General features: G+C 68.8%; 20 protein-coding genes and 1 pseudogene. 6 read left to right on the top strand and 15 right to left on the bottom strand.

Going from position 1 to position 25,340, the window contains the following annotated elements:
* Nucleotides 1-3: 3 nt before the first annotated feature.
* A complete protein-coding gene (locus tag MRBLMI1x_RS14150; RefSeq protein WP_363459504.1) occupies nt 4-1,008 on the bottom strand; it encodes a LacI family DNA-binding transcriptional regulator in 1,005 nt (334 codons plus the stop codon).
* A 273-nt stretch (nt 1,009-1,281) separates the two neighbouring features.
* Between MRBLMI1x_RS14150 and MRBLMI1x_RS14155 the strand changes: the two genes are divergently transcribed.
* From MRBLMI1x_RS14155 to MRBLMI1x_RS14180, 6 genes are read left to right on the top strand one after another with little or no spacing between them, the layout of a single operon-like run.
* On the top strand, nt 1,282-2,598 hold the full coding sequence (locus MRBLMI1x_RS14155; protein WP_363459506.1) for an ABC transporter substrate-binding protein: 1,317 nt from the start codon (nt 1,282-1,284) through the stop codon (nt 2,596-2,598).
* Between the two features lie 14 nt (nt 2,599-2,612).
* The gene (locus MRBLMI1x_RS14160; protein ID WP_028497332.1) at nt 2,613-3,611 is read left to right on the top strand and encodes a carbohydrate ABC transporter permease; all 999 of its coding nucleotides are present in this window, start codon (nt 2,613-2,615) and stop codon (nt 3,609-3,611) included.
* Nucleotides 3,608-4,504, top strand: a complete 897-nt coding sequence (locus tag MRBLMI1x_RS14165; protein WP_363459508.1) for a carbohydrate ABC transporter permease — start codon at nt 3,608-3,610, stop codon at nt 4,502-4,504. The genes MRBLMI1x_RS14160 and MRBLMI1x_RS14165 overlap by 4 nt, the downstream gene beginning before the upstream one ends.
* Nucleotides 4,501-7,002, top strand: a complete 2,502-nt coding sequence (locus MRBLMI1x_RS14170) for a glycoside hydrolase family 2 protein (RefSeq protein ID WP_363459510.1) — start codon at nt 4,501-4,503, stop codon at nt 7,000-7,002. Before MRBLMI1x_RS14165 ends, MRBLMI1x_RS14170 begins: the two co-directional genes overlap by 4 nt.
* Complete coding sequence (locus MRBLMI1x_RS14175) at nt 6,999-7,964, top strand: glycoside hydrolase family 113 (protein ID WP_414685644.1); 966 nt, start codon at nt 6,999-7,001, stop codon at nt 7,962-7,964. Before MRBLMI1x_RS14170 ends, MRBLMI1x_RS14175 begins: the two co-directional genes overlap by 4 nt.
* Nucleotides 7,961-8,878 (top strand): N-acetylglucosamine kinase, encoded by a 918-nt coding sequence (locus tag MRBLMI1x_RS14180; RefSeq protein ID WP_363459512.1) that lies wholly within the window; start codon nt 7,961-7,963, stop codon nt 8,876-8,878. Before MRBLMI1x_RS14175 ends, MRBLMI1x_RS14180 begins: the two co-directional genes overlap by 4 nt.
* 173 nt (nt 8,879-9,051) lie before the next feature.
* On the opposite strand, the gene MRBLMI1x_RS14185 is transcribed toward MRBLMI1x_RS14180, so the two are convergent.
* The 14 genes and pseudogenes from MRBLMI1x_RS14185 to MRBLMI1x_RS14250 form a co-directional block, all read right to left on the bottom strand.
* Nucleotides 9,052-10,863, bottom strand: coding sequence for an ABC transporter ATP-binding protein (locus MRBLMI1x_RS14185; protein ID WP_018188866.1), 1,812 nt, complete (start codon nt 10,861-10,863; stop codon nt 9,052-9,054).
* On the bottom strand, nt 10,860-12,680 hold the full coding sequence (locus MRBLMI1x_RS14190) for an ABC transporter ATP-binding protein (protein ID WP_018188867.1): 1,821 nt from the start codon (nt 12,678-12,680) through the stop codon (nt 10,860-10,862). Before MRBLMI1x_RS14190 ends, MRBLMI1x_RS14185 begins: the two co-directional genes overlap by 4 nt.
* A 315-nt stretch (nt 12,681-12,995) precedes the next feature.
* Nucleotides 12,996-13,487, bottom strand: a complete 492-nt coding sequence (locus tag MRBLMI1x_RS14195) for a methylated-DNA--[protein]-cysteine S-methyltransferase (protein ID WP_363459514.1) — start codon at nt 13,485-13,487, stop codon at nt 12,996-12,998.
* Nucleotides 13,484-14,989: a DNA-3-methyladenine glycosylase 2 family protein gene (locus MRBLMI1x_RS14200; protein WP_363459516.1), complete on the bottom strand. Its 1,506-nt coding sequence runs from the start codon at nt 14,987-14,989 to the stop codon at nt 13,484-13,486. The genes MRBLMI1x_RS14195 and MRBLMI1x_RS14200 overlap by 4 nt, the downstream gene beginning before the upstream one ends.
* Before the next feature lie 69 nt (nt 14,990-15,058).
* Complete coding sequence (locus MRBLMI1x_RS14205) at nt 15,059-16,738, bottom strand: ABC transporter substrate-binding protein (RefSeq protein WP_363459518.1); 1,680 nt, start codon at nt 16,736-16,738, stop codon at nt 15,059-15,061.
* Between the two features lie 7 nt (nt 16,739-16,745).
* On the bottom strand, nt 16,746-16,970 hold the full coding sequence (locus tag MRBLMI1x_RS14210) for a hypothetical protein (RefSeq protein WP_018188871.1): 225 nt from the start codon (nt 16,968-16,970) through the stop codon (nt 16,746-16,748).
* A 108-nt stretch (nt 16,971-17,078) separates the two neighbouring features.
* Nucleotides 17,079-17,369, bottom strand: a complete 291-nt coding sequence (locus MRBLMI1x_RS14215; protein ID WP_231370862.1) for a WXG100 family type VII secretion target — start codon at nt 17,367-17,369, stop codon at nt 17,079-17,081.
* 347 nt (nt 17,370-17,716) lie between these two features.
* Nucleotides 17,717-18,052: a GAD-like domain-containing protein gene (locus MRBLMI1x_RS14220; RefSeq protein ID WP_363459520.1), complete on the bottom strand. Its 336-nt coding sequence runs from the start codon at nt 18,050-18,052 to the stop codon at nt 17,717-17,719.
* Between the two features lie 36 nt (nt 18,053-18,088).
* Nucleotides 18,089-18,427, bottom strand: coding sequence for a T6SS immunity protein Tdi1 domain-containing protein (locus MRBLMI1x_RS14225; protein ID WP_363459522.1), 339 nt, complete (start codon nt 18,425-18,427; stop codon nt 18,089-18,091).
* Nucleotides 18,428-18,598 (bottom strand): annotated as a pseudogene (locus MRBLMI1x_RS14230) (GAD-like domain-containing protein); the annotation flags it as partial.
* Nucleotides 18,599-18,736: 138 nt separating this feature from the next.
* On the bottom strand, nt 18,737-19,297 hold the full coding sequence (locus MRBLMI1x_RS14235; RefSeq protein WP_363459585.1) for a GAD-like domain-containing protein: 561 nt from the start codon (nt 19,295-19,297) through the stop codon (nt 18,737-18,739).
* A 10-nt stretch (nt 19,298-19,307) separates the two neighbouring features.
* On the bottom strand, nt 19,308-19,904 hold the full coding sequence (locus MRBLMI1x_RS14240; protein ID WP_336124568.1) for a polymorphic toxin type 15 domain-containing protein: 597 nt from the start codon (nt 19,902-19,904) through the stop codon (nt 19,308-19,310).
* 36 nt (nt 19,905-19,940) lie between these two features.
* The gene (locus MRBLMI1x_RS14245) at nt 19,941-20,639 is read right to left on the bottom strand and encodes a WXG100 family type VII secretion target (protein WP_018188878.1); all 699 of its coding nucleotides are present in this window, start codon (nt 20,637-20,639) and stop codon (nt 19,941-19,943) included.
* Between the two features lie 84 nt (nt 20,640-20,723).
* Entirely contained in the window at nt 20,724-25,319 is a 4,596-nt protein-coding gene (locus tag MRBLMI1x_RS14250; RefSeq protein ID WP_363459525.1) for an FtsK/SpoIIIE domain-containing protein, read from the bottom strand.
* Between the last annotated feature and the right edge of the window lie 21 nt (nt 25,320-25,340).

Raw genomic sequence — 25,340 nt, forward strand, 5'->3', positions numbered from 1 at the left:
CGCTCAGTCGACCGGCGGACGCTCGCCGGTGCCCCGCTCGATGATCCACGTCGGCAGGGTGATCTGACGCACGAAGCCGGAGGGGTCGCCGATGCGCTCCATCGCGAGGGTGGCCGCGCGTCGCCCCAGTTCGAGCGGGTCGTATGAGATGACCGAGACACCGAGCACGTCCGCGGTGTCGAAGTCGTCGAAGCCGATGAGCGCCGTCCGTTGATCGTCGCGCGCCTTCAGCGCGCGCAGTGCGCCGACCGTCACCCGGTTGTTGCCGGCGATGATGGCCGTCGGCGCGGCATCCTGCTGCCAGAGGCGCTGCACGAGGTCCCGCGGCGGAATCGACAGATCGTCGCCCAGCATCTCCCACCGCCCTGCCTCGATGCCCGCCTCGGCCATCGCCTGGCGGTAGCCGGCGAGACGCTCGGACTGCGTCCAGACGGATGCCGGGTTGCAGACGTAGGCGATGCGCCGGTGACCGAGCGCCGTCAGCCGACGGGTCGCCTCGAGGACGGCCGCGCGGTTGTCGAGGACGATCGAGTCGGCCGCGAGGTTGCGGGCCGGGCGGTCGATGGCGATGACGGGGGTCCCGAGCTGACGCTCCCCCTCGAGGTAGGACTGGTCTTCGCCGACGGGGATCAGCAGCAGCGCTCCGACGCGCTGCGCCAGGAGCGCATCGGCGACGCGCCCCTCGCCCTCTTCGGTGTCGTCGGTGGTGGCGACGACGAGGCTGAACCCGTGCGCCGAGAGCTCCTTCTCGATACCGGCGGCGACCTTGTAGTAGAACGGGTTGCTCAGCTCGCCGATGATGAAGCCGACCGTGCGGCTGCCCCCACGGCGCAGCCCCTGCGCGAGGCTGTTGGGCCGGAAGCGCAGCCGCTTCGCCGAGGCGAGGACCCGCTCGACCGTCTGCGGTGCGACGAGCTCCCGCTGCGCGAAGACCCGCGAGACCGTCTTGGAGCTGACTCCGGCCAGCCGCGCGACGTCGTCGAGCGTGGCCCGTTGCTGCACCGTCATCGTGCCTCCCGCCGCCCACGATAGCAGTCCGAGCGGAAATGACGACGATGGACATTTTTCTGACATCGGATGCCTCACAAAGACGCATCCGAGATGATAAACCCCAGTCCAGGGCTATTTCGCGGATGTGCATCGTCATCCGGACAAGTCCAGACAGCGCTGTCATCGAAGCCTTGTGAGAGGTCGGTCGGGGGTCTAACGTGAGCCGCGTCGGCGCCGTTGCCGACCCGCACCCGAGTGGTTTCGAAGACGAACCTGACAGGAGACGCACACATGGCACGCACACGGATCGGCGTTGCTGCCGCGACGCTCACGCTCGCCGGCATCGCCCTCGCCGGTTGCGCCGGCGGTGGCACACAGCCCGCCGGCGACAACACGATCGACGGAAAGGTGGCCGGCGACATCAAGGTCGTCACCTGGCGCACCGACCTGGTCGAGGACGGCACCTTTGAGAAGTACGCGAAGGAGTTCACCAAGAAGTACCCCGACGTGAACGTCACCTTCGAGGGCATCACCGACTACGCCGGCGAGATGCTCACCCGCATGTCGACCACGAACTACGGCGACGTCATCGGCATCCCGGCGATCAAGCCCGACCAGTACGAGCAGTTCCTCGAGCCGCTCGGCAAGACCTCGTCGTTCGAGGACACGTACCGCTTCCTGCCCGCCGCGAGCTTCGACGGCACGCAGTACGGCCTCGCCTTCGGCGGCAACGCCAACGGCATCGTCTACAACAAGAAGGTCTTCGACGCGGCGGGGATCACCGACCTGCCCACCGACGAGGCCGGCTGGCTCGAGACGCTGCAGAAGGTGAAGGACAACACCGACGCGATCCCGATGTACACCAACTACAAGGACGGCTGGCCGCTCACGCAGGCCTTCGGGAACCTCGGCTCGATCACGCACGACCCCGACGCCCCCATCACGATGGCGGAGAACCCCGCGCCGTGGACCGAGGGCACCGACACCTACGCGGTCGACTCCTTCCTCTACGACACGGTCGCCGCCGGACTCACGGAGGAGGACCCGCTCACCACCAACTGGGAGCAGTCCAAGGTCGACCTCGGCACCGGCAAGATCGCCACGATGCCGCTCGGCTCGTGGGCCATCTCGCAGATGCAGGCGGCCGCCGAGGCGAACGGCGGCTCGGCCGACGACATCGGTTACATGGCCTTCCCGGCCAACGTCGACGGCACCCAGTACGCCGTCATCGGCGGCGACTACAACCTCGCCGTGAGCAAGCACTCGAAGGCGAAGGCCGCCGCGTGGGCGTGGATCCAGTGGGTCGCCGCCGACTCCGGCTACACGGAGGCGCAGGGCATGCTGTCCCCCGTCATCGACAAGCCGCTCCCCGCCAACCTCGCCGGGTTCGAGGACTCGGGAGTCGAGCTCATGGAGATCAACCCCGCCCCCGCCGGCAAGGAGGGTCTGATCAACGCCATCGCCGACGACTCGCAGATCGACCTCTACGGCCCGCTCTACCGCCAGAAGCTCGTCGACATCGCCCGCGGCGCCGCCGACGGCGACAAGGACAGCTACTTCGCCGAACTCAACGAGCGCTGGGGCGCATCGGCGAAGAAGCTCGGCTGAGAGAGGCATCCACGATGGCGATCGCAGCTTCCGGCTCCGCACCCGCGGATGCCCCTGCGGTCCTGTCCGCACCCGCCCGAGGACGTCGGATGCGCGGCACACGCCGCGCATCCGGCGCCCCCGGCAGCGGGTCGCGCCGGGCGGGACGCGGGATCGTGCAACGGCTGACCCCCTGGCTTTTCCTCTCCGGGGCGGTCGGCCTCCTCCTCCTGTTCACCTACTGGCCGGCGCTGAACCTCTTCTACTACTCGGTCACCGACTGGGACGGCATCGACCTCGAGAAGAACCTCGTCGGCATCGACAACTACGTGCAGGTCTTCACCGATCCGCGCATCTTCAGCGTCTTCTGGGTGAGCCTCTACTACTTCGCCGCCTCCTTCCTGCAGATGGCCATCGCGCTCTACTTCGCGGTGATCCTCAGCTTCTCGACCCGGTTCTCGAACCTGTTCCGCGGCATCCTCTTCTTCCCGTACCTGATCAACGGCGTCGCGATCGGGTTCGTCTTCCTCTACCTGTTCCAGCCCGGAGGCACCCTCGACACCGTGCTCGGATGGGTCGGCCTCGCCGACCCGCCGAAGTGGCTGGGCGACCCCGACGTCGTCAACTGGTCGCTCGCCGGCACATCCGTCTGGCGCTACACGGGGCTGAACTTCGTGCTCTTCCTCGGCGCGATCCAGTCGATCCCCCGCGAGCTCTACGAAGCCGCGGAGCTGGACGGCGCCAACAAGTGGCAGCAGTTCTGGTCGATCATCGCCCCCGGCATCCGTCGCATCATCGGACTGTCGTTCATCCTCGCCATCGCCGGCAGCCTGTCGGTGTTCGAGGTGCCGTTCATCATGACCGGCGGCGCCAACGGGTCGGCGACCTTCGTCATCCAGACCCTGCAGACCGCGTTCTCCTTCCGCCAGGTCGGACTGGCCTCGGCCATGGCCGTCGTCCTGCTGGCCATCGTGCTGGTCGTGACGTGGATCCAGCGCCGCGTGTTCCCCGACGAGAAGGTGGACCTGACATGACCGCCACCCTGATGCCTCCCACGAAGCCCACGCCCCTCCCCCGGCGCCGGTCGGGGCGGACGCCGCTCCAGCGTCTCGGCAGCATGAGCGCCACCGCGGCGAAGTACACGAGCCTCGTGATCGCCGCGATCGTCACCCTGCTGCCGCTGTCGGTGCTGCTGTTCGCCTCGATGAAGAGCTCGAGCGAATACGCGGCGACGGGGCCGTTCGATCCGCCGTCGAACTGGCTGAACTTCGACAACTTCGTGACGGCGTTCACGAGCGGCAAGATGCTCGAGGGCTTCGTCAACACGACGATCGTGCTGGCCGTCTCGCTCGTCGGCACGATCGCACTCGGCACGATGGCCGCGTACGCCCTCGACCGGTTCGCCTTCCGGGGCAAGAAGCTCGTCATGGGCCTGTTCCTGCTGGCCACCCTCATCCCGGGCGTGACGAGTCAGGTCGCGACGTTCCAGCTCGTCAACGGTCTCGGCCTCTACGACACCAAGGCCGCGCTGATCCTGCTCTTCATGGGCACCGACATCATCGCGATCTACCTCTTCATCCAGTTCATGCAGTCGATCCCGATCTCGCTCGACGAAGCCGCGATGATCGACGGCGCCAACCGGTGGACGATCTACTGGCGTGTGATCCTCCCGCTGCTGCGCCCCGCGATCGCCACCGTCGTCATCATCAAGGGCATCGCGGTCTACAACGAGTTCTACGCCCCCTTCCTCTACCTGCCCTCCGAGGGCATGATCTCCACGTCCCTCTTCCGATTCAAGGGGCCCTTCGGCGCGCAGTGGGAGGTGATCGCGGCCGGCACGCTCGTCGTGATCATCCCGACGCTGGTCGCCTTCCTCGTCCTGCAACGATGGATCTACCAGGGCCTCACCTCAGGAGCCGTCAAGTGACCCACCTCTCCCGCCGTCCCCTCCACGACGGATGGACCGTCCGCGCCACCGCGGGTCCCGTACCCGACGTCGTCGGTGGTCTCACCGTGCCGGCGACGGTGCCCGGCAGCATCCATGTCGATCTGCTCGCCGAGGGCCTGATCCCCGACCCGTTCCACGGCGACAACGAGTCGCTGCTGGCGTGGATCGGCCTCGTCGACTGGACGTATCGGACGACGTTCGCCTGGACGCCCGACGGCAGCGAGCGCCACGACCTCGTGTTCGACGGTCTCGACACGGTCGCCGCGATCCGCCTCAACGGCACGGTGATCGGCGAGGTCGCCAATCAGCACCGCTCCTACCGCTACGACGTGGCCGCGCTCCTGCGCGACGGCGACAACGACCTCGAGGTCGCCTTCCGCGCGCCGGTGCCGTACGCGAACCAGGCGAGCATCGAGCTCGGCGCCCGGCCGCGTCCGTACCCGCTGCCCTACGAGGCGATCCGCAAGTCCGCCTGCAGCTTCGGCTGGGACTGGGGCATCGCGACGTACACGAGCGGCATCTGGAAGCCGGCGCGCCTCGAGTCGTGGTCGGCCGCGCGACTGGCCGAGACCCGCGTCGTCGCGACGCCGGACGGCGACGGCGGACGCGTGTCGGTGGACGTCCGCATCGACCGGACGGATGCCGCCGGCACCCCGCTCGAGCTGCGTGCGGTGGTGCGGGGTCCGGGCCTGGATGGCGACGCGACCGCGGTCGCCACCGCCGTCGGGGAGAACGGGCACGTCGAGGTCGACCTCCCCGTGGCCCACCGCTGGTGGCCCGTCGGTCACGGCGACCAGTCGCTCTACACCGTCGAGGTCTCCCTCCACGCCGAGGGCGGGACGGTCGACGCGACCACTCGACGGGTCGGGTTCCGGACCCTCCACTGGGACACCGAGCCGGATGCCGCGGGCACGCCGTACACGCTCATCGTCAACGACCGGCCGATCTTCGTGAAGGGGGTCAACTGGATCCCCGACGACGCGCTCCCCGTGCGCGTCGACCGCGACCGTTACGAGCGCCGCTTCCGCCAGGCGATCGACGCGAACGTGAACCTCATCCGCGTCTGGGGCGGCGGCCTCTACGAGTCCGACGACTTCTACGACCTCGCGGACGAACTCGGCCTGCTCGTCTGGCAGGACTTCCTCTTCGCGTGCGCCGCCTACCCCGAGGAGGAGCCCCTGCGCTCCGAGATCGAGGCCGAGGCGCGCGAGAACATCGTCCGACTCGCCTCGCACGCCTCGCTCGCGCAGCTCGTCGGCAACAACGAGAACCTCTGGGGCTTCGAGGACTGGGGCTGGAAGCTGAGCCTCGACGGCAAGAGCTGGGGTGCGACGTACTACTACGAACTCTTCCCCGCCCTCGTCGCCGAACTCGCCCCGCACGTCCCGTACGCCCCCGGGAGCCCCTTCAGTCCGGAGACGGGCTGGGACGCGGCATCCGGTCGTCAGACAGGGCCGCACCCGAACGACGAGCAGCACGGCAGCATGCACCTGTGGGAGCAGTGGAACCGGCGCGACTGGACCACGTATCGCGACCACACGCCGCGCTTCGTCGCCGAGTTCGGCTGGCAGGCGCCGTCGGCGTGGACGACTCTCGTCGAGTCCGTCGACGATGCGCCGCTGACGCCCGAGTCGCCGGGCATGATCGTCCACCAGAAGGCCATCGACGGCAACGTCAAGCTCACGAACGGTCTGCTCCCCCACTTCCGGGTGCCGGCCGATATGGAGACCTGGCACTGGGCGATGCAGCTGAACCAGGCCCTCGCCGTCGGCGCTGCGCTCGACCACTTCCGCTCGTGGGCGCCGCACACGATGGGCGCCGTCGTCTGGCAGCTCAACGACTGCTGGCCGGTCACCTCGTGGGCCGCGATCGACGGGGCCGAGCGGGTCAAGCCGCTGTTCCACGCACTGAAGAACGCTTTCGCGCCCCGCGTCGCGACGGTGCAGCCGCGCGACGGCCGGCTCGTCGCGGTCCTCGGAAACGACACCGATGAGGCGTGGAGCGTTCCGGTGCGCACGCGACGCGTCTCGTTCGGCGGTGACGTGCTCGCCGACACGGCGGTGGACGTCACCGTCGAGGCCCGGGGAACACTCGTCATGTCGATCGATGCCGAGCTCGCCACGGCGGCGGATGCCGCGTCCGAGGCGCTCGTGGTCGATGCCGACGGCGCGCGCGGAATCTGGTACTTCGCCGAGCCGCGCGACTCGACGCTCGGCGATCCCGGTCTGACGGTCTCGACGCGCGCCGTCGAGGGAGGCACCGAGGTCAGCATCACGGCTGCGCGCTTCGCCCGCGAGGTCTCGCTGCTCGCCGACAAGGTGCATGCCTCCGCGCAGCCCGCCGACGGCCTGCTCACGCTGCTCCCCGGCGAGACCGGACGCATCGTCGTGCGCCACGACGCCGGCGTCGCGCTCGACGCGGACGCGCTCGCGGACCCCCGCGTGCTCCGCTCCGCCAACCAGCTGGTGACCGGATGAGCCTGCCGGATGGATTCGTCTGCGGGATGACGTGGGGGTGGACGGGCGTCCGCGGAACGTGGACGACACCTGCGGCCGCGGCATCCCTCGACGCGATGGTCGACCACGGCGTCACGTGGACGGCGCTCTCGTACGCCGCGCTGCAGACGACCGCGTTCTCGACCGAGATCCCGTTCCGCGACGAGCCGACGGTCACCGAGGACGAGATCGTCCACGCCATCCGCGCGGCACACGACCGCGGCCTGAAGGTCTGTCTGAAGCCGGTCGTCAACGTCGCCGACGGGACCTGGCGCGCGTTCATCGGCTTCTTCGACTGGGACGTGCCCGGCGAGCCGAGCTGGACGGAGTGGTTCGCCTCGTACCGGGAATTCATCCTCGACGCCGCACGCATCGCCCAGGCCGAGGGCTGCGCGATGCTCTGCATCGGGTGCGAGATGGTGCGCGCCGACGGGCAGGAGGCGCACTGGCGTGACCTGGTGCGGGCGGTGCGAGAGGTGTACTCCGGACTCGTGACGTACAACTGCGACAAGTACCAGGAGGACCGGGTCGGCTGGTGGGACGCGGTCGACGTGATCTCCTCGAGCGGCTACTACCCGATCGACGCGTGGCAGGAGAACCTCGACCGGATCGAGGCGGTCGTCGCGGCATCCGGCAAACCGTTCGTCTTCCTCGAAGCGGGATGCCCCTCGCGCGAGAACTCCCCGATGCGACCGAACGACTGGGCTCTCGAGGGCGCGCCGTCGGGACAGGCGCAGCTCGACTACTACCGCGTCATGTTCGACGCGTGCGCGGAACGCGAGTGGATGTCGGGGTTCTTCCTCTGGGACTGGCCGGCCGAGCTCTACGACCCGGACGTCGCCGCCCGCAACGACGACTACTGTCCATATGGCAAGCCGGCGGGAGAGTTCCTGCGCGAGCGGTACCGGGCGCTGGCAGGCGCCACCACCGGAGGAGGACGATGAACGCGCGCCGAGTGCTCGCCATCGATGCGGGACAGAGCGACATCAAGGTGCGAGTCGACGACGGCACCCGCCGCGAGGACCTGACGTTCCGCGGCATCCACACCGGCATCCCCCTCCTGCCGCAGCTCGCCGACGTCGTGCGCGAGACCCTCGCGCGGACCGGCACCAACCTCGACGTCGTGACGGCGGGGATCTCGGGACTCACCGACCGCGACGCCGATGCGGATGCGCTCCTCGCGCTGGTCCACGCCGACGGCGTGCAGGCGACGATGCTCGCGCATGATTCGACGACGTCGTTCCTCGGTGCGCTGGGCGATCGGCACGGCGCCGTCGTCGCAGCCGGCACCGGAGTCGTCACTCTGGCCGTCGGCGAGACCGAGACGGCGCGGGTCGACGGCTGGGGCTGGATCATGGGCGACGCCGGCAGCGGCTACTGGATCGGGCGCGCGGCCCTCGATGCCGTGATGCGCGCCTACGACGGACGCGGCCCCGCGACGGTTCTGACCGAGGCCGCGCTGTCGCGCTGGCCGGACCTGACGCAGGCCTACATGGCGCTGCAGGCCGACCACGACCGCGTGCGCGTCGTCGCCTCGCTCGCTCGCGAGGTCGCTGCAGCCGCGGATGCCGGCGACGCGGTGGCGCAGGACATCTCGCGTCGCGCGGCGCACGAGCTCGCCTCATCCGCCCGGACCGCGGTCCGACGCGTGCGCACCGACGAGCCGGCGTTCGACGTCTGCGCCATCGGCGGGGTCTTCGCCTCGCGAACGCTGCACGACGCCTTCGAGTCCGAACTCGGCGAGGACCTCCGCCTCGTCTCGCCCCGCGGCGTCGGGATCGACGGCGCCCTCGCCCTGGCGGAGATCACCCCCGCGCATCCGCTCGGCGCCGCCGTCCACCGCGCCGGCGCGATCTGACCCGCACGCGACGCGCGGTGACCGTGCCGAGTGCAGGTTCAGACGGCTCCGATGGTGCCCTGAGCGCGGTGAACACCCCCTGAACCTGCATCCGGCACACTCGGCCGCCGCGAACGACGGATGCCGGGGCCCCGACATCGGGCCCCGGCATCCGTCAGCGGATCAGGATCGACTCAGACGAGCGACTCGCGCCAGGCCCGGTGCAGCTGGGCGAACTTGCCCGTGCCCGCGATGAGGGCGTCGGGGGTGTCGTCCTCGATGATGCGGCCGTGCTCCATGACGAGCACGCGGTCGGCGATCGCGACCGTCGACAGGCGGTGCGCGATGATGATCGCCGTGCGGTCGGCGAGCAGGGTGCCGAGAGCCTCCTGGATCTGCCGTTCGCTCGGGATGTCGAGCGACGCCGTCGCCTCGTCGAGGATCAGCACGGCCGGGTCGGCGAGGAAGGCGCGCGCGAACGAGATCAGCTGACGCTGCCCCGCCGATACGCGGCCGCCGCGCTTGTTCACGTCGGTGTCGTAGCCGTCGGGCAGCTTCTGGATGAAGCCGTCCGCCCCCACGGCGCGCGCCGCCGCACGGATCTCGTCCATCGTCGCGTCGGGCTTGCCGAGGGCGATGTTGTCGGCGACGGTCCCGCTGAACAGGTAGGCCTCCTGCGTGACCATGACGATCGCGCGGCGCAGATCCTTCGGGTGCAGCTCCCGCAGGTCGACGCCGTCGAGCGTCACCGCACCCTTCGTCGGGTCGTAGAACCGTGCGACGAGCTTGGCGAGCGTCGATTTGCCGGCACCCGTCGTCCCGACGAGGGCGATCGTCTGCCCGGCGGGTATGTCGAGGCGGAAGTCCGGCAGGATGATCTTCGTCTCGGAGTACCCGAAGGTCACGTCGTCGAAGCTCAGGTGGCCGCTGGCCTCGCGGAGGTCGACCGGCTTCGCCGGATCCGGGACGGTCGGCGACTCCTCGAGGACGCCCGACACCTTCTCGAGCGCCGCCGTGGCGGACTGGTAGGAGTTCAGGAAGAACGCCACCTCCTGCATCGGCGCGAAGAAGTTCCGGACGTACAGGACGGCCGACAGCAGGAAACCGAGCTCGAGAGCCCCGCTCACCACGCGCAGACCACCCCAGAGCAGCACTGCCGCGAGGGCGAAGGATGCCAGGGCCATCATCGCGGGCTCGAACGTGCCGAACAGGCGGATCGAGCGCATGTTGATGTCGCGGTAGTCGCTCGCCAGACCGCCGAACTCGCGGTCGTTCGCCGGCTCCTTGCGGAACGCCTTGACGGCGCGGACACCGGTCATCGTCTCGACGAACTTGACGATCACCTTGGCGCTCACGACGCGGGACTCGCGGTAGACGACCTGCGAGCGCAGGTAGAACCAGCGCATGAGGAAGAACAGCGGGACGCCCATGGCTGCGAGGACGAGACCGGACTGCCAGTCGAGCAGAATCAGCGCGACGAGAGTGAACCCGCCGTACAGCAGGCCCGAGACGAGCTCGTTCAGACCGCCGTCGAGCAGCTCGCGGATCGTGTCGAGGTCGCTCGTCTGACGCGAGATGATGCGGCCCGACGTGTACGACTCGTGGAACTCGAGGCTGAGCTTCTGCGTGTGCAGGAAGATCCGCTTGCGGAGGTCCAGCATGACCGCCTGGGTCAGGCGCGCCACGACGACGGCGTACCAGCCGATGAGCGCGGCGCCGCCGATCGCGGAGATCAGGAAGATGATGACGACGACGATCGTCGGCATCCAGTCGGCTTCCTTCTGGACGGCCGGGAGCGCGTTCGCGATGCCCCAGCCGACGAGGGCGGGACCGGCGACGCGGAGGACGGTCGAGATGACCAGCACGATCCCCGCGAGGACGAGCTGCATCTTCAGCGGCGTGACGAGCGACCCGAGGAGTCGCAGCGAGCGACGCCGGATCTGCCGGCTCTCTTCGCGGGTGTAATCGGAGCGGTCTTCGCCGCTGGTGCCCGTGACGGTGCTCACAGGGACACCTCCCTCTTGTGCTGACGTTCCTGCTCGTCCTCGAGACTCGAGATGACGTGCCGGTAGTGCTCGCTGGTGCGCAGGAGCTCGGAGTGCGTGCCGACGGCGGTGATGCGTCCCTCTTCGAGGAGCGCGACGCGGTCGGCGAGCGTGACGGTGGAGGGCCGGTGCGCGACGACGAGCGCCGTCGTCTCGGCCAGGACCACACGGAGGGCGTCCTCGACGAGCGCCTCGGTGTCGACGTCGAGCGCCGACAGCGGGTCGTCGAGGACGAGGACGGCCGGACGCGCCGCGACGGCGCGCGCGAGCGCGAGGCGCTGACGCTGACCGCCCGAGAGGCTGAGCCCCTCTTCGCCGATGACGGTGTCGACGCCGTCGGGCAGGTCGTCGACGAACGCGGCCTGCGCGACCTGAAGGGCCTCGCGCATGACGCGCTCCCCCTCGGCGCTCTGCGGGTCGAGGTCCTCGCGCCCGAGCAGGACGTTCTCACGCACGGTCTGCGAGAACAGCGTCGCGTCCTCGAAAGCCATGCCGACGTGACGGCGCAGCTCGGTCAACGGCAGGTCGCGGACGTCGACGCCGTCGATCAGCACGCGACCGCCGGTGACGTCGTAAAGGCGCCCGGGCAGGGTCGTGAGCGTCGTCTTTCCCGACCCCGTCAGACCGACGAGAGCCATGGTCTCGCCGGGTCGCAGCGACAGGTCGATGCCGTCGAGCAGGTCGCGCTCGGTGGCCGCGGCATCCTGATACCGGAACCGCGCCCCCTCGAAGACCAGCTCGCCGCGGGGCTCCGCGATCGAGACCGGGTTCTCGGGGTCGACGATCGTGTTCTGCTCGTCGAACACCTCGAAGATGCGGTCCGTCGCAGTGCGTGCGTCGACGAGGAACGAGAACAGGAACCCGATCGACTCGACCGGCCAGCGCAGGATCGTCGCCATCGCGAAGAAGGCGATGAGCGCGGCGGTGTCGATCTCGCCGACCGAGACGAGGTAGATTCCCGCGCCGAGGCACAGCGCGAAGGCGATGTCGGGCAGCAGCACGAGCCAGAACCAGATCCAGCCGACGGCCTTGGCCTTGCTGATCTCGGTCTCGCGCAGCGTCTCGGCCTGGCGGGTGAACTTGCGCAGGGCATGGCTGCCGCGCCCGAAGGCCTTGAGGACGCGGATGCCGTGCACCGACTCCTCGACGGCGGTCGCCAGGTCGCCGGCCTGGTCCTGGCTCTGCCGTGACAGCATGCCGTAACGGTTCTCGAACACGAAGCCCGCGATCCACAGCGGTGCGGAGACGATGACGAAGATCGTGCCGAGCAGCCAGTGCCAGCTGAACAGGATTGCCGAGCCGACGACGATCGTGATCATGTTCACGACCAGCAGGACGACGCCGAACGCCATCCACCGGCGGATGAGGCCGATGTCCTGCATCATGCGGCTGAGCAGCTGACCGGACTGCCACCGGTCGTGGAAGGCGACGGGCAGGCGCTGCAGCCGGCCGTAGAAGTCGGTGCGCAGCTCGTACTCGACGGCGGTGGCGGGAGAGAGCACGAACCAGCGGCGCGCCCAGACCATGAGCGCTTCGAGCAGGCCGAGCAGCAGCACGGCGCCGCCGCCGAGGGCGATCAGCCACGGGTTGCCCGAGGCGATGGGACCGTTCGTGCCGACGATCTGCTCGAGGACGAGCGGGATGGACAGGCCCAGCAGGCTCGCGATGAGCGCGCTGAGGGCACCGAGCCCGAGACGCGGGAGCACGGGCTTCGCGAACGGGATCAGGCGGGCGAGGGAGCGGGCGGTGGACAGACGGGGATGCGTCGAGGAGGTCATGATCCTGCACAGGTGAGGAGCGGATGCCGAGGCGGCGAGGAGCGCGGCGTGGCGCGGACGATCAGGGTCGCGGTGACCCGTCGAGGGAGAACGAAGAGGTGCGCGGGAAGCTTCCGCGCGGGATCAGATCCTCGGTGTCATCCCTGACGGACGGGGCGTCCGGCGACGAGGAAGGCGGCGGACTTCGTGTAGACGATCTCCGTGGACATGGCTTCCTCCTTGATGGGGCCGGACGAGGCGCCCGCATCGCGCGGGAGCCCTCCAGGATATCCCTGTGATTTCGCCGCAAGCAAGCGCTTACTCGAAAAAATCGAGTCAGATCGCCGCTTCGCGCTCCAGCAGCCGCATCTTGACGTCGAGACCCCAGGCGAATCCGCCGAGGGCTCCCCCGGTCCGCAGCACCCGGTGGCAGGGGACGAACAGGGCCGGCGCGTTCCGCGCGCAGATGGATGCCGCGGCCCGGACCGCGGTCGGTGAGCCGAGGTGGGCGGCGAACTCGGCGTAGGTGAGGGGCTTCCCCGCCGGGATGTCTCGCAGCGCGCTCCACCCCGTGAGCTGCATCGCTGTGCCGTGCTGGCTGACCGGCACGTCGTCGATCGCCGCGAGGTCGCCCTCGTAATAGGCGGCGACGGCGTCCGCGGACCGGACTCGACCCGTCGTCACGTCGGCGGGCACGCGGTCGGCCCGTAGCCTGCCGAGGATCGCGTCGGCATCCGAGGTCCATCCCGACGCCAGCACGCGACCGTCCTCTTCGAGGATCGTGAATGCGCCGTCGGGAGTGTCGAGGGTCTGCAGGACCGTGCTCATCGGTCGTCCTTTCGGGATGGGGTGTCGGGGGTTTCCGCGCGCCACGCCTGCGTGACGGGGGCGGCGTACCAGAGGTGCGCCATCAGGTAGCTGCGCCACGGCGCGACCCTGGTCGACCAGGTCGTGAGGCCGGTGGCATCCGCGGGGATGCCGGCCGCTGCGGCTCCCGCCCGGGCGGCGACGTCGCCGGGGAGCAGGACGTCCGGGTCGCCGAGGACGCGCATGCGGACGTAGTCGGCCGTCCAGGGACCGATCCCCGGAAGAGCCAGCAGCCGCTCGCGCTGCTCGAGGGTGTCGTCGCCGGGGCTCAGGCGGAGCGACCCGTCGGCGAGCGCGGTCGCTGCGCCCACGATGGCGCGGATCCGGGCGCCGGGCCCGCGCAGCACCTCTCCCCCGCGCTCGGCGATGACGGCGGGTGTGGGGAAGAGGAAGGACGGCCCTGCGGGCGAGTCGATCGGTTCGCCGAGTGCGGCGGCGAGCCGCCCCATCACGGTGCGCGCGGACGCGACGCTGATCTGCTGCCCGATCATGGCGCGGATGAGCATCTCGTCGGCATCCATGGCTGCCGGCAGCCGAACTCCGGGAATGCGCTCGACGAGAGGACGCAGTTCGGGATGCCGCGACAGGGCGGCATCGATGGCGGTCGGGTCGGCGTCGAGGTCGAACAGCCGACGCACCCGCGCGATCAGCGGTGCGAGGTCTCGCAGCGAGGCGAGCTCGGCGCGCAGCCGTAGGCGACCCGCGGCATCCTCTCGCACCTCGAACCAGGCCGGGCCGCCGCTGAGACGGATCGTGCGCGCGAACGTCGCGGCGTCACCGGTCTCGACCCCGGGGATGGCGTGCGCCCGCATCCATCCGAACAGCCCGACCGCGTCGAACGGCCCGCGCACCGGGAGGACGAGGTCGATCCGCCCGGGAGCCGCGGTCGTCCCGCGCCGACGGGCCCGGAGGTCGGACGGCGACAGGGAGAACACCTCGGTCATCGTTTCGTTGAACTGACGGATGCTGCCGAATCCGGCGGCGAACGCGACGTCGGCCATCGACAGATCGGTGTCGACGAGCAGGGTGCGCGCCGTATGAGCGCGATGCGCACGCGCCAGGGCGAGGGGGCCGGCGCCGAGCTCGGTCGTGAGGAGCCGCGTCAGGTGACGATCGGAGTACCCGAGCCGCGCGGCGAGCCCGGAGACCCCGTCCCGGTCGACGACCCCGTCGGCGATGAGACGCATCGCCCGCCCGGCGACATCGCCCCGCAGATTCCACTGCGGTGAGCCGGGGGTCGCCTCGGGCAGGCAGCGCTTGCACGCCCGGAACCCGGCCTCGTGCGCGGCGGCGCTCGTGGCGAAGAAGCTGACGTTCGCCGCCTTCGGGGTCCGCGCCGGACAGCTGGGACGACAGTAGATCCCGGTCGTGTGCACCGCGGTGACGAATTGCCCGTCGAAGCGGGCGTCGCGCGCGTCGATCGCGCGATACCGCTCGTCGAAGGTCATCGCTGCGATCGTCATGACCTCAGCCTGACACGACCGCCCGACATCGACTCGCGGAAATCGGACACGACGGCGGGATGCGGCGGCTCACCCCGAGGGCGTCCACCCCGAGATCCCGGAGAGGACCGGAGCGTCGTCGCCGTCGCGCACCGTGACGCCGGTCACGCGGGGCGCGGAGATCGTCAGACGCGGGACCGCGGCCAGCGGTCGGGCGACGGCGTCGGACACGATCGTCGACTCGATCTTCGCCAGCAGGTCGCGCGCGTCGTAGACGTCCACCGTCTGCTGGAGTGTGGCGATCAGCTCGTCGCGCTTCGGATCGACCCGACCGACGAGGCTCGAGGAGCCCGTGGTGCTCCACTGGCTCGCGATCTGCTGGGGTGTCTGGGGAACGCGGACGCGCCGGATGACGGCATCCCATCCCGACGCCTTCTGCGCGGCATCCAGGTCATCCGTCGCGCAGTCGACGGCGTTCCAGCCGGCCTCGGCGATGCCGGCTTTCAGGGCTGTGAAGGCGCCCTTCGCGAATCCGCTCTTTCGGTCGTAGAGCACGCACACCCGGGCACCGCCGCGGACACCGGCGGCGGCACGATCGACGGCGGCGTCGTCCGCGGGAGTGCCGATCGTCTTCGCGAAACCGGAATCCTCAGTGACGATCTCGAACGCCCGCGAACCCGGGGCCGTGACCATCGACGTCGTCTTCGGATACGACTGCGACCACTCACCCGCGCCGGCGGCGACCATGTCGTCCGCGGGGATGGCGCGCAAGAAGGCCGCGCGGGCGTTGCGCGAGGAGAAGACCGCGTCGGTGCTGAGGAGGACGGTCCAGATCGTGCCGTCGTTCGTCGTCTGCGCCCCGAAGTCTCGCCGCTCGAGTTGCTTCACCGGCGTGCGGTCAGCGGGAGTCGGCGTGAACGAGAGGATGTCGAGGGATTTCCCGACGGCAGCGAGAGGGTCGTCCCCGCGAGGGACGAGCGCGACGTCGGCGACCTGCGGCACCGCCGCTCCGCGGTACTGGGGGTTCGGCGTCAGCGTGACACTCGCCCCTTCGTCGGAGACCTTCGAGACGACGTACGGGCCGCTCGAGAGCGCCATCGTCGGCGAGAGCTCGCCGTCCGTGAGAGCGAAATCCGTGTTCCATACGTCCGAGATGGCGGCGAGAGCCGTTGTGTCCCGGTCGAGCACCGCCCGGATGACGGCCTGCTTCGCCTCCATCGGGTCGTCGAGATCGAAGGCGCGCATCCCCACGGTGTGCGCCGGCACGTCAGCGGCGATCGCGGTCTGCCACGAGATGGTGGGGGCGGGGTAGGTGACGTCGATTGCGCGAGCGAACTCGTCGACCTTCGGCCGCGCGGCTTTCAGCGCCGCATCCGTGGGGCCGTCCTTCGTGAGAAGACCGACGGATGCCGCCCATCCCAGCACGAGGTCGGCGGCGTCCAGCGGGATGCCGTCGGACCAGAGCGGCTCCTTCAGGTCGTACCGGACAGTGAAGGAGTCCTTGCCCACGATCTTCGCCGTGCCGAACGACTCGTCGGGGACGACTTCCCCGTCGACCATGTGACCGAAGGCTGAGCGCGTCGCCGCGGCGATGTCTCGGTTGGCTGCCGTGGGATCGGTCGCGGCGTTGAACGAGGTGAGCCGACCGCCCCATCCGACGGTGACGCTGCTGTCGGCGACCACCGACGGCGGCAATGCAGGCGCGCAGGCGCTCAGGGCGAGGGCGGCAGCAGCGAGAACAGCGACCGCTCCGCGGCGGGAGGCACGCATGCGCGCGTCAGGCGCGATCGATGTCGTCGTCGAGTTCCGCCGCCATCTGACGATACGGCTCGCTCTCTTCGCTCTCGAGCCAGCTCTTCGCATACTCGATGAGCACGGCGGGCGAATCCTCTGCCTCTGCCGCGGTGGCGAACGGGCCCAGGCAGTCCTCGGAGGGGCGCTGATCATCGCGCACCACGGACTGGGTTGAGAGGTTGTACCAGTAGGTCTGCGAGGTGGTCATCGTCGCGACACTCCGTTCGTCATCCTGATCCTAATCATCGTGAACACAGGCGACGGGCCGCGATGCGGATCATGAGATCGCATCGCGGCCCGTGAGCGTGTCGAGGGATCAACCGCCGGCGAGCTCGGCGTCCGTGTCGCGGATGCGGTCCGCCATGCGGTCGAGCGCCTGAGCCATGTCGTTGACGGCCTCAGCGGCATCGTCGAGCGACGTCGTGAGCTCCGAGTATGCGGTCGAGTAGGCCTCGGACGCGTTCTCGGTCTTGAAGCCGTCCTGCACCAGGTCATCGATGATGCCCTGGAGTTCCTTCAGCGTGTCGGTGACGGTCTGACGACCGTCGCGCAGGCGCTGCGCCGCGCTCTCCATCTCGCTGTATGTTGCACCAAAATCGTGAGCCATGAACCCGCCTCCCAGCGTTTCGTCGTGGTGCGGAGAACCCGTTTCCTCCCCCGCGTGAACGATGCTAGCGAAGAGGTCTCTCCGACCCCATGGGGAGAAGTCCCCTCTTGACAATCCTTCGTCGGACCAGTTGCTCGCCGACGCGAAGGGCTGATCGACCGCGCAATTCCGAGCGTGCGCTCAGTGCCCGATGGGGCCTTGCAGGTCGACCATCATCTCGATCGCCGAGAGCGTGGGGCGTTTCCGCAAAGTGTCGACCGTGCCCGGTCCGCCCAACGACGGCAGCGGGGTGAAGATGAACGACTCGTCGGCCTCGAGGTGATCCGCACCGTCGAATCCCAGAAGCGTCAGGAACGATCCCGGCTTCCCCAGACCAGTACCGCGTTGCTCCGCAAGAGAAGCGCCACCAGGCCCCCGAGGCTAGGTTCCCAGGTGACGAGGTCCCCTAGCCCGGTCACCATGACGGGGATCGCTATCCCGTCACCCTGTGTCTTACCGATGCGGTCGCCGAGCTCCGCCTCGTACACGCCAGGGTTGATGACGCGGATGAAGCCTTCCCCGAACGTGCCGTAACCGTACTGCTCCCAGATCTCGACGATCTCTGCGGGAACCCGGTCACGGTACGCAGCGATCACTTCCGGCTCCACCAGAGCATGCGGGACGTAATCTGCGATCTCTACCATGGTTTCCAACCTAGGGAAGAACCCAGGTGTGGTCGATCAGTGACCGATGGGCCCTTGGAGATCGACCATGACCTGGATGGCGGAGATCGTCGGCCGCTTCTGCAAAGTGTCGACTGTGCCCGGACCACCCATGGAAGGCAGCGGCACGAAGATGAACGATTCGTCGAAGTCCGGTACGCCCTGCGTCGCAACCGCTTGTGGGAATACACCCCAGTCCAGAACACGGGCAAGGTGACGCGCGCCGCCTGCACGCGTCAAGGTCAGGAAGCTGGACACCTTGCCCAAACCCGCGCCTCGATTGCTACGGAACATCAGCGCGATCAGGCCGCCCATACTGGGTTCCCAGGTGATCACATCGCCAAGACCGGTGACCATGACGGGGATTGCGATACCGTCGCCCTGGGTCTTGCCGAGCCGGTCCCCCAGCTCCGCCTCGTAGACGGCGGGATTGATGACGCGGATGAAACCCTCACCGAACGTGCCGTATCCGTACTGTTCCCAGATCTCGACCAGTTCCGGGGGTACCCGATCGCGATACGCGGCGATGACGTCGGGTCGACAGGCGCGTGCTCGACGAAGTCAGCAATCTCGATCATTCCCACAACCTATCGACGGCGACGATGGTGATTACGTCTCCGATTGAAGCCATCGGACAGTCTCGACACCGGGTTCCCGCCGTCGGCTTCAGTGGCCGATGGGGCCCTGCAGGTCGACCATCACCTGGATAGCCGAGAGCGTCTGGCGCTTCTGAAGAGTGCCGGCCGTGCCCGGACCGCCCAAGGATGGCAGCGGAACGAAGATGAACGACTCATCGAAGTCCGGCGCTCCCTGCGCCGCGACCGCTTCGGGGAAGACGCCCCAGTTGAATTCCGAGGCCAAATGGTCGACACCCACCGCCTCGGTGAGAAGAAGGAATGAATCCACGTCCCCCAGGCCGACGCCTCTGTTCTCACGGAAGATGAGCCCCACCAGTCCGCCGAGACTGGGCTCCCAGGTGATGAGATCTCCCAGCCCAGTGACCATGACGGGGATCGCCACACCGTCACCCTGGGTCTTGCCGATTCGGTCGCCGACTTCGGCCTCGTAGACCGCGGGATTGATCACTCGAAGAAAACCGTGAGCGAAAGTGCCGTACCCGTACGTGTCCCAGATCTCGACGATCTCTGCGGGCACCCGCTCCCGGTAGGCCGCGATGACCTCGGGTTCGACCGACGCGTGCGGAACAAAATCAGCAATCTCGACCATGTGCTTCAACCTAACGGAAGACAACGTTCATGTAGACGCTCGATAGGTCGGCGCCCGGATTCGCCTGTATGTAGCGGACGACAGCGGCGTCGATGTCGCCCACCCGCGTGCGCCACTGTGAGCCGAGCGACGAGTTGATCCTCGAGTCGCCAACACCGGAGATATCGGTGACGTCCCCGCCCGCGATCCCGTCGAGGCGATGGGTGGCAGCCTGCGTGCGCATCCATTCCGCGGCGTTCGTGCGCGCCGCGTCGGGGCTTTGCCCGGAGCGGATCAGCTCAGCGAACTTCTTCTTCTCAGCGATCCCCCGCGCATACTCCTGCGCCCGGAGCGAATCGGGCGTGCGGCCGTTCTGCACGTATTCCGTACGATTGCGCAGCCAGTCGGACAGCGGCATCTGCTGAAGGGCGTCCATCTGCTCGTTGTACTGGCGGTCGTACTCGACCGGGTCGTGCTTCTTGTTCCGCTTGAAGGGCCGCAGCGTGACATCGAACGTGTCGATGTCCTCGATCCCGTCGCGGTTGCGTCGCTGCTTGCCACGCAAGCCTCGCACCATGTCGCCGAGCTGCCGGCCGTGGACCGGGATGTCGTCCAGCGCCCGCAGCATCGGCTTGATGAGTTCGTCTCCGACTCGAGCCATGTGTCAGTCCCCCGTGATGTTCAGTCCGGCGAGGTCGGCCATGAGCCGGTCCATCAGCGATTCGATGTCGGCCGCGCGCAGATCGAGCTCCTCCTCGGATTGCTCGAGCGCCTGCAGGTCGGCGTAGAACTCGTCCGGGTTGCCGGCCACGGCCTCGACGACCGGAGCGTTCAGCGCGGCCATGACGACGGCGGGCAATTCATCGGCGAGCGGCTCGATGACGGTCGGCAGGATCTGGTTCAGCGCCTGCTCGATCGCGATGTCGACCGCGGCGTTCAAGAGCTTCTTCTTGATGATGAGCATGGGGCCGGCACCGACCGCGGTGACCGGGTTCGTGAGCATGCCGACCAACGCGATCATCGTCGTCGTGACGTCGGCGATGACCTTGATCTTGAGTCCCAGCACGACGCCGGCGGCGATGTCCATCCCGGGCGGGACAGGCCCCAGCAGGTCGACGAGTTTCTGCAGATTCTGCGACCGGTTGGTGTTCCACGCCGACACGAACGCAGGCCCTGCCTGGCCCCGCATCGCCGCTGCCAGATCGCCGTTCACCTTCCGGTCGATGGCCTGCAGGGAGTCCTCGAGGTCGTCCCGGAAGTGGGAGACGATCTGCGCACCGCGTCGCAGTTCGTCCTCGTCGACGTCGGGCCATTCGAATCCGAGCTTCTCCATCACCCAGATCAGTTCGTTCGGCAGCATCATGCCCACAGCGCATCACCTCCCTCTCGAGAGTAGAAAAGACTCGTCGCCACGTACATGGGGAGAAGTCCCCGTTTCGATCGAGGGTTATGCCCCCAGCGTCGCGCCCGCGGCATCCGCTGTCACCGCTTCGCGAGCCGCGGCACGCGTCGTCGGCACGCTGACGACCGGTTCCGCGGCAGGCGCGACGTCGGCGACGAGCGGCATCTGCACGGTGACGGCGCGACCCGCCTGCACGAAGATGCCGCGGCCGACGGGGAAGTCCGACCGCTTGACACGACCGAACGGCGTCTTGAAGATCGCCTCGCCGTCGTACGTGTCGGGCTTGAGCACGATGCCTTGCCTGCCGGCCTTCCACTCGCCGAGGACGCCGATGCTGCCGCTCGCGCGGGAGATCTCGGCCTCGCCGATCAGCATGTTCTCGCTGTCGTTCATGGCCTGCAGGAGCGCTCGCATGGGGCGGTCCGCCGGTCCGTCCGACAGGTGAGGCATGTCCTCGATGACGATCAGGATGCGACCCTCCGACAGCTCCCGCGTGACGAGTTCCGTCAGCTCGGTCGCGAGCTCCTTCTCGTCGTCGGGGCGCGTGGCGCTCTTCACCCATGGACGGAAGTCCTTGAGCTCGGACCTGCGGCTGCCGAAGTGGTACATCTGCACGCCCGGGTCGAAGCGCTCCATCGCCATGACGAGCGACTTGAGGCCGTTGGTGCGACCGGATGCCGGGGGCCCGGAGATCACGAACGAACCGATCGGCTCGAAACCGTGCGCCGACAGCGTGTCGTCCGCGACGCCGAACACCGGCATCCCGTCGACCCGTGCCGGCATGTCGGACGCCGGCACCGCCGTCGGCAGCGCGCCGATCTCGGGCAGATCCCGCACGCCCTCGGCGCGGAGCTTCTCGCCCAGCAAACCGAGCGCCTTCGTCTGCTCCACCGCGTTCGAGGTGCCGCCGAGGACGGCGATCTGCGCTTCGTGGCCGTCGATCACCGCGCGACCGGGGGCGGACTGCTCGTCCAGCACGTCACGCGGCGTGCCCAGCAGCATGTACTGCGAGGGGTCGCCCATGCGCAGCACGACCTTGCGCGGGATGTTCGAGGCGACCGCGCTCGGTACCGCGTTGCCGCGGTCCGCCGTCAGCACCGTGTGGACGCCGAGCGTGCGGCCTTCGCCGAGGATCCGCATGAAGGTGCGGTAGAACGGCCCGCGCCCGGGGGCGACCTCCCAGTCCTTCTTGAACTCGGGGAAGTTGTCGATGAGGAGGATGATGCGCGGGAGGTTCGGATCCGCGATCTCGCGGTATTCCTGCAGCGTCGCCGCGCTCGCGGCCGAGAACGCCGTCGCCCGCCGGTCCATCTCGCTGTCGAGGGTGCGGAACAGACGCTGGATACGCTCCACGTCGGACCCGTCGACGACCGATCCGACGTGCGGCAGCGCCGACAGCGCGCCGAGGGCACCGGTGGCGAAGTCGAGGCAGTACACGTTCACGCGGCCGCGGTCGGGACGCATGCCCGCGGCGGTGCCGATCGTCTTGAGGACGGTCGACTTGCCGGACCCCGACGTGCCGTAGACGACGAGGGAGCCGTCGCGATCGGGGACGAAGGCCGCCGACTCCTGCATCTGCTTCTCGGGGACGTCCATGAGGGCGATCGGGATGCGGGTGTCGCCGTCGTTCTCGAGATCGGCCAGGTCGACGAGCGGAGAGAGGTCGTCGAGCCACGGACGTCGCGGGAGCGGCAGCTCGGCGAGCTCCCGCGCGGCGACGAGCGTCGAGACGATGCGCTTCTGGTCGTTGGGGCCGAGGTCCTCCTCGTGGGAGTCCGACTCGGCGGGGCGATCCGGCTCCCACTCGGGGGCAGCACCGAAACGCAGCTCGGCCACGCGCACCTCGGCGACCGTCGTCTCCTCCTGGCTGGTCCACCCGCCGGTGTACGCGGACTGGAAGGGGACGAGCCGGCCGGGACCGGTCTTCGCGATCGCACGACCGGGGACGGATGCCGGGAAGCTCGCCGCGACGTCGTCGTCGACCACGTCGCGCGAGTCGGCCTCATCCGCCATTCGGAGCGCGATGCGCAGGTTCGTGTTGGCGCGGAGGTTGTCCTTGATGACTCCGGCGGGACGCTGGGTCGCCATGATGAGGTGGATGCCGAGGGAGCGGCCGCGCTGGGCGATGTCGACCACGCCGTCCACGAACTCCGGCATCTCCGATGCGAGCGCGGCGAACTCGTCGATCACCAGGACGAGCGAGGGCGGGCATTCGGGGTCCTGGCGCTTCTCGAGTTCGAGGAGGTCCTTGGCCTTCTTGCGGTTCAGCAGGTGCTCGCGGTGCTGCAGTTCGGCCCGGAGGCTGGTGAGCGCGCGTCGCACGAGGTGAGGGTTGAGGTCGGTCACGAGGCCGACGCAGTGCGGCAGGTCGACGCAGTCCGCGAATGCGGACCCGCCCTTGTAGTCGACGAAGAGGAACGTGACGCGGTCGGGGCTGTGCGCCGCCGCCATACCGAGCACCCACGCCTGCAGGAACTCGGACTTGCCCGAACCGGTCGTCCCACCGACGAGGGCGTGCGGGCCCTGCGTCCGGAGGTCGAGCGCCATCGCGTCGCTCGGGCCCTGGCCGATGATGGCGCGGAGCGTGCCCGCCTTCTTGAGCCGTGGCCGCGGCGTGGGCGTGCGGTCGAGGATCGTGTTGTTCTGCCGCCAGCGCTCGATGGCCGCGTTCGGGTTCTCGGCGATGGCCGGGTCGATGAGCTGGAGGAACATGACCGCGTTCGGGATGTCGGATGCGTCGTGCACCACGGTGCTCGCATCGACGACCGGAGCCAGCCGCCGCGCGAACATCTCCATGTACGCGTTGGAGACGCCTTCGACGGCGACGTGCTCGAAGCTCTCGCCGTTGCGCACGAGACCGACCCGAGCGTCACCGAGATCCGACGTCAGTTCGATGAAACTGCGGCAGACGGCGGGAAGGGATTCCACGGTCTCCGAGATGAAGATGGCGTGGACCCCGTGGTCGGCGCCCCTCTCGAGCACATCCGTCAACCGACCGCGGTCGACCGGTGCATCCCCGGTGACGAACACGATGACGGACACGGGAGGTGTCTTGGTTCGATCCTCAGCGGCGCGAGCCACATCGGTGCCGTAGAGGAGCGGGTTCCAGTCGTCCTTGAAAGGTCCGCGGGGCGCACCGGTGCCACCGCCTGCGGCGCGCCGCACGTACTCCTCGAGCGAGTTGAGAAGGGCCGCGCCGCTCGGGGCGGAATCGGCGAGCGCCGCACCGCGGAACGGGCTCCGCTCGGCGGATGTGTGCGGCAGCCACTTGAGCCATTCGAGCTCGGGGGTCCAGGAGGAATCCGAGAACGCCACCGTGACGACGTCGTTCGGGGCGTGCAGCCCGAAGACCTGCACGGCGACGCCGCGCATGACGTCGGCGACGAGGGCGCGCGGGCCGGCGATGCCGATGGATCCGGCAGTGGGGAAGGTCTCGAAGACGGGGACGTTGTCGACCGTCGCGTAGCGCAGCCGCAGCCGATCGACACGGTCGATGTACTCGGGGAGTCCGTCGGGGGTCTCGGCGTCGTCGATCCCGTTGCGAGCCGGAAGCGAGCAGGTGCCGAGACGCAGCGCGAGGAAGTTCCAGTGCTCGGGACGCCTGGTCCACAGGAGCGGACCGAGGCGCATGGCCTCTTCGAAGACGTCGGCCACGGCCGGCACCTCCGCGTCGCGCGCTGCTTCCTCCTCAGGCTTGCCGCGGAAGAGATCCTCTTCGAGCTGCTCGAATTGACGCTCGAACAGCAGCCGCTCGTGGTCCTCGCTCTTGCGGCTCTGCACCGACTGGTTGATCAGGTTGCCGAACGCCATGAGCGGGGTCATGACGATCAACAGCAGGGAGCGGGGGTTGCCGTTGAGCGCGAAGAGGGCAGCACCCATGAGGATCGGCGCGACCATGATCGGCCACGGGAAGATCTTGCCGATCTTCTCGGTGGGCAGGCGCGGGGGCTTGAAACGGGTCCCCGGGTACCGCACCTCGACGCGAGGGCTGCGGTTGAAGAGCAGGCCTCCGCCGCGCTCGATGACCGGATCCTCGGTCGCCGCCCCGTCCCACGAACGGGTCAGGTACACCGCGAGGGTCGTGTTGCCGATGACGAACGGACGACCGTCCTCGACGCGGACGCGCTGCACCTCGACGCCTTCGACGAGCACGCCGTTGGCGGAGTTCAGGTCGACGACCTCGGCGTACGTCCCGACCTCGAGGCGGGCATGCCGCTTGGAGACCAGCGGGTCGGCCAGTACGACGTCATTGCTCGGGTCGCGGCCGATGGACACGTGACCCGCTGACAGCGCGAACTCCTGCCCGGCGAGCGGCCCCGCGAGAGCTCTGAGGATGCCGACCGTCTCGCCGCGACCGGCCTTGATGTACCCGGCCCCGTAGTTGACGATGGATGCCGCGAATCCCGACCCGATGGGCGCTTCACCGATCGGCAGGTCGTGCGGCAGCTCCACGGCGCGCGAGGCCGTGGGCGGCGCGACCGACAGAGTGAGGACGTCGTCCTCTGCGAAGGTCGTGGTCCGCATCGGATCGGACGCCGCGATGTAGCGGGCGACGTCGCCGACCGTCGCGGTCGAGTCCGCCGTCACGACGATGTCGACGGGGTCGTTGCCCTGCCGGTGCAGGGTGAGCTTCAGCCGCATGAGTCTTCTCCGAAGGGATGG

It is taken from the genome of Microbacterium sp. LMI1x-1-1.1 (genome assembly GCF_040676205.1).
Lineage (GTDB): Bacteria > Actinomycetota > Actinomycetes > Actinomycetales > Microbacteriaceae > Microbacterium > Microbacterium aquilitoris.